4 protein-coding genes are annotated in these 3060 nt (G+C 72.5%); all 4 read left to right on the forward strand.

The genetic code is table 11. The features are described 5' to 3' along the window. Positions 1 to 101: 101 nt before the first annotated feature. On the forward strand, positions 102 to 1463 hold the full coding sequence (locus MHY29_RS11670; protein ID WP_239241417.1) for an Nramp family divalent metal transporter: 1362 nt from the start codon (positions 102 to 104) through the stop codon (positions 1461 to 1463). 151 nt (positions 1464 to 1614) lie between these two features. Next, the gene (locus MHY29_RS11675) at positions 1615 to 1920 is read left to right on the forward strand and encodes a thiamine-binding protein (RefSeq protein WP_239241419.1); all 306 of its coding nucleotides are present in this window, start codon (positions 1615 to 1617) and stop codon (positions 1918 to 1920) included. Between the two features lie 34 nt (positions 1921 to 1954). Next, the gene (locus tag MHY29_RS11680) at positions 1955 to 2467 is read left to right on the forward strand and encodes a GNAT family N-acetyltransferase (protein ID WP_239241421.1); all 513 of its coding nucleotides are present in this window, start codon (positions 1955 to 1957) and stop codon (positions 2465 to 2467) included. Positions 2468 to 2578: 111 nt separating this feature from the next. Further along, a partial coding sequence (locus tag MHY29_RS11685) for a spermidine synthase (protein WP_370643533.1) occupies positions 2579 to 3060 on the forward strand: 482 nt, incomplete at its 3' end.

Below are 3060 nucleotides of genomic sequence, written 5' to 3' on the forward strand. Positions count from 1 at the left end.
GGAGGGGCGGGCGACGGACGCACGCCCCGGGGCGGTCCGGAGCACGGCATAGAGTGAGGAGGGTCACCCCGCATCCTTCGCACCGATTCGAGGACCCCCCCATGTCGCACACCCCCCCTCCGGGCCACGGGCTCGTCGACCGGCACCACCCGGTCCACGACCCGGACATCGTCGGCTTCACCGAGGCCGAACTCAACGAGACCCCCATCAAGCCGAAGTGGAACTCGCTCGGCCCCGGCATCGTGGCCGCCGCCACGGGCGTGGGCGCCGCGGACCTCGTGGCCACCCTCACCGCCGGCTCCCGCTACGGCTACATGCTCCTGTGGGCCGTGGTCCTGGGCGTGGTCTTCAAGATCGTCCTCGTGGAGGGCGTGGGCCGGTACTACCTGTCCACCGGCAAGACGATCTTCCAGGGCTGGCGCGGGCTCGGGTCGTGGACCTCCTGGTACTTCGGCCCCTACATCCTGATCTGGGGCTTCGTGTACGGCGCCACGGCCATGTCCTCCACCGCCCTGCCGCTGGCGGCCCTCTTCCCGGGGGTCGACTCCAAGGTCTTCGCGATCGCCTCCGGCCTGGTGGGCCTCGGCCTGGTCTGGCTGAACCGCTACGGGCTGGTCGAGAAGGTCATGACAGTCCTGATCGGCGTCATGTTCGTGACGGTGCTGATCTCCGCGGCCCTGACCGTGCCGAACCTCGGGGACATCCTCGGCGGCCTGGTCCCGCGCATCCCCTCCGGCGACCCGGACGTCATGTTCTACGTCCTGGGCCTGGCCGGCGGCGTCGGCGGCACCATCACCCTCGGCGCGTACGGCTACTGGCTGCGCGAGAAGGGCTGGAACACCCCCAAGTACATGCGGGTCATGCGCTTCGACAACACGGTCTCCTACGTGCTGACCGGCGTGTTCGTGATCGCCACGATGATCATGGGCGTGGAGCTGCTGCACTCGGCGGGCATCGCGATCTCCTCGGGGGACAAGGGCCTGCTCGACGTCGGCGACGTCCTGGCGCAGCGGTACGGCGACGTCTGGGCCACGGTGTTCCTCATCGGGTTCTTCGCGGCGTCCTTCTCCTCCGTGATCGGCGTGTGGCACGGCGTGTCCCTGATGTTCGCGGACTTCTGGACGAACTTCCGTCGCCCCGCCGACGAGCTGGACCAGGACGACGCCCCGTCCCTGGCCTCGAAGCCCGGCCGCTTCTACCTGCTGTGGCTGACGTTCCCGCCGATGGTGCTGCTGTTCCTCGATCGGCCCATCTTCCTGATCCTGCTCTACGGCACCCTCGGTGCCCTGTTCATGCCGTTCCTGGCCGTGACCCTGCTGTTCCTCAACAACTCCCGCAGGGTGCCCGGGAAGTTCCGCAACGGCTGGGTGCGCAACGTCCTGCTGGCCCTGACCACGGCCGTGTTCCTGGTGATCGGCGGGAACGAGCTGCTCAAGGCGCTGAAGCCGCTGATCGGCGGCTGACGGCAGTCCGGCGGCCGCCTGGCCCAGCGTTGTGTGCACGACTCGCCGCACGCCCCCGGCCCCCTGCGGCGAGTCGTGGACACGACGGGACGGGCGGCGTCGGTCTGGCGCCGGCGACGGAGGCGGGACACTCTGGGAGAAGGCGACGATCATGCACCCAGAGTGCCCCGCCTCGGTGCATCGCGCGGTGGCGGCCGCCGTCGCCGTGGTCCGCGCCTCGGGCCTGCCGCACCGGACCTCCTCGATGTTCACCGAGGTCGAGGGGGAATGGGACGAGGTGATGGGCGTGGTCAAGCGCGCCGTGGAGGCCGTGGAGCCCTACGGTTCGCGGGTCTCGCTGGTGCTGAAGGCGGACATCCGGCGGGGCCGCACCGGCGAGCTCGACGGCAAGCTGGAGCGCCTCGAGGCCGCCCTCACGGACGGCACCCCCGCCACCCCCGACCGCTTTCGTGCGTGAAACGGACGGCGCGTCGGACGCTGTCGTTCGCGATGTGAACCCTCCGTCCGCCCCGGCACCGACCGTCCGCCCCGCCGGGCCCGACGACCTGCCCGCCGTGCTCGCCATGAAGAACGCGGCCTGGCGGGAGACCTATGCGCACCTGCTGGAGCCCGGGTTCCTCGCCGCCCAGGAGGCCGAGCTTCCCCGCGCCGTCGAGGCGTGGACCCGGCTCCTGGGCGAGCCCGGGATGGAGGTCTGGCTCGCGGAGGGAGCGGGCGTCGTCGTCGGGATGGCGGCCGCGGGCCCGGCGGACGACCCCGCTCTGGGGCCCGAGGGGCGCGAGCTCATCGCGCTGTATGTCCGGGCCCGCCTCCACGGCGCCGGCCTCGGGGCCGCGCTGCTGCGGGCGGCCGTCGGCGGGCGGCCCGCCCGACTCGACGTCCTCGTCGGCAACGAGCGGGCGATCGCGTTCTACGAGCGCCACAGCTTCGTGGCGGTCGGCGAGCCGGCGGTGCTCGGCGGCCCGTGGGGCGACGCGCGGGAGCAGCGCATGGTCCGCCGCTGACCCGCTGCCCACCCTCGTTTTCAGGGCGCGACACGCCGCTTCCGCCCACGCCGGCCCGGCGTGTCCCGCCCGCACAGTCCCCGCCCGGCCGGGGCGCGGGAGAATCGGTCCATGATCACGCCCGGCACCTTCCCCATCAGCTCCGGCACGGCCGAGATCGTCCCGGACCCGTGGACGGACGGCGTGTTCCTCCTCAAGGTCAACGGCGTGGAGTCCTCGCAGCTCAACCCGGACCGCCCGGAGACCCTCGGCTTCGAGTACATGCGCTGGGCCGCGGCCGTCCTCACGCACCGCTTCGCCCCGGACGCGCGCCTGCGCGTCCTGCACCTCGGCGGGGCCGGCTGCACCTTCGCCCGCTGGGTCACGCACACCTACCCGGCCTCGCACCAGCTGGCCGTGGAGCTCGACGCCGGCCTGGCCGCCGTCGCGCGCGAGCACTTCGACCTGCCCCGCGCCCCGCAGCTGAAGATCCGCGTGGGCGAGGCGGGGGAGGTGCTCGCCGGCCTCCGCGACGCCACCCGTGAGGTCGTGTTCCGGGACGTCTTCGCCCCCGACCCGGCCGACCCCACCGCCGATGTTCAGCAGGTACACCC

Source organism: Micrococcus sp. ACRRV (assembly GCF_022346985.1).
Classification (GTDB): Bacteria; Actinomycetota; Actinomycetes; order Actinomycetales; family Micrococcaceae; genus Micrococcus; species Micrococcus porci.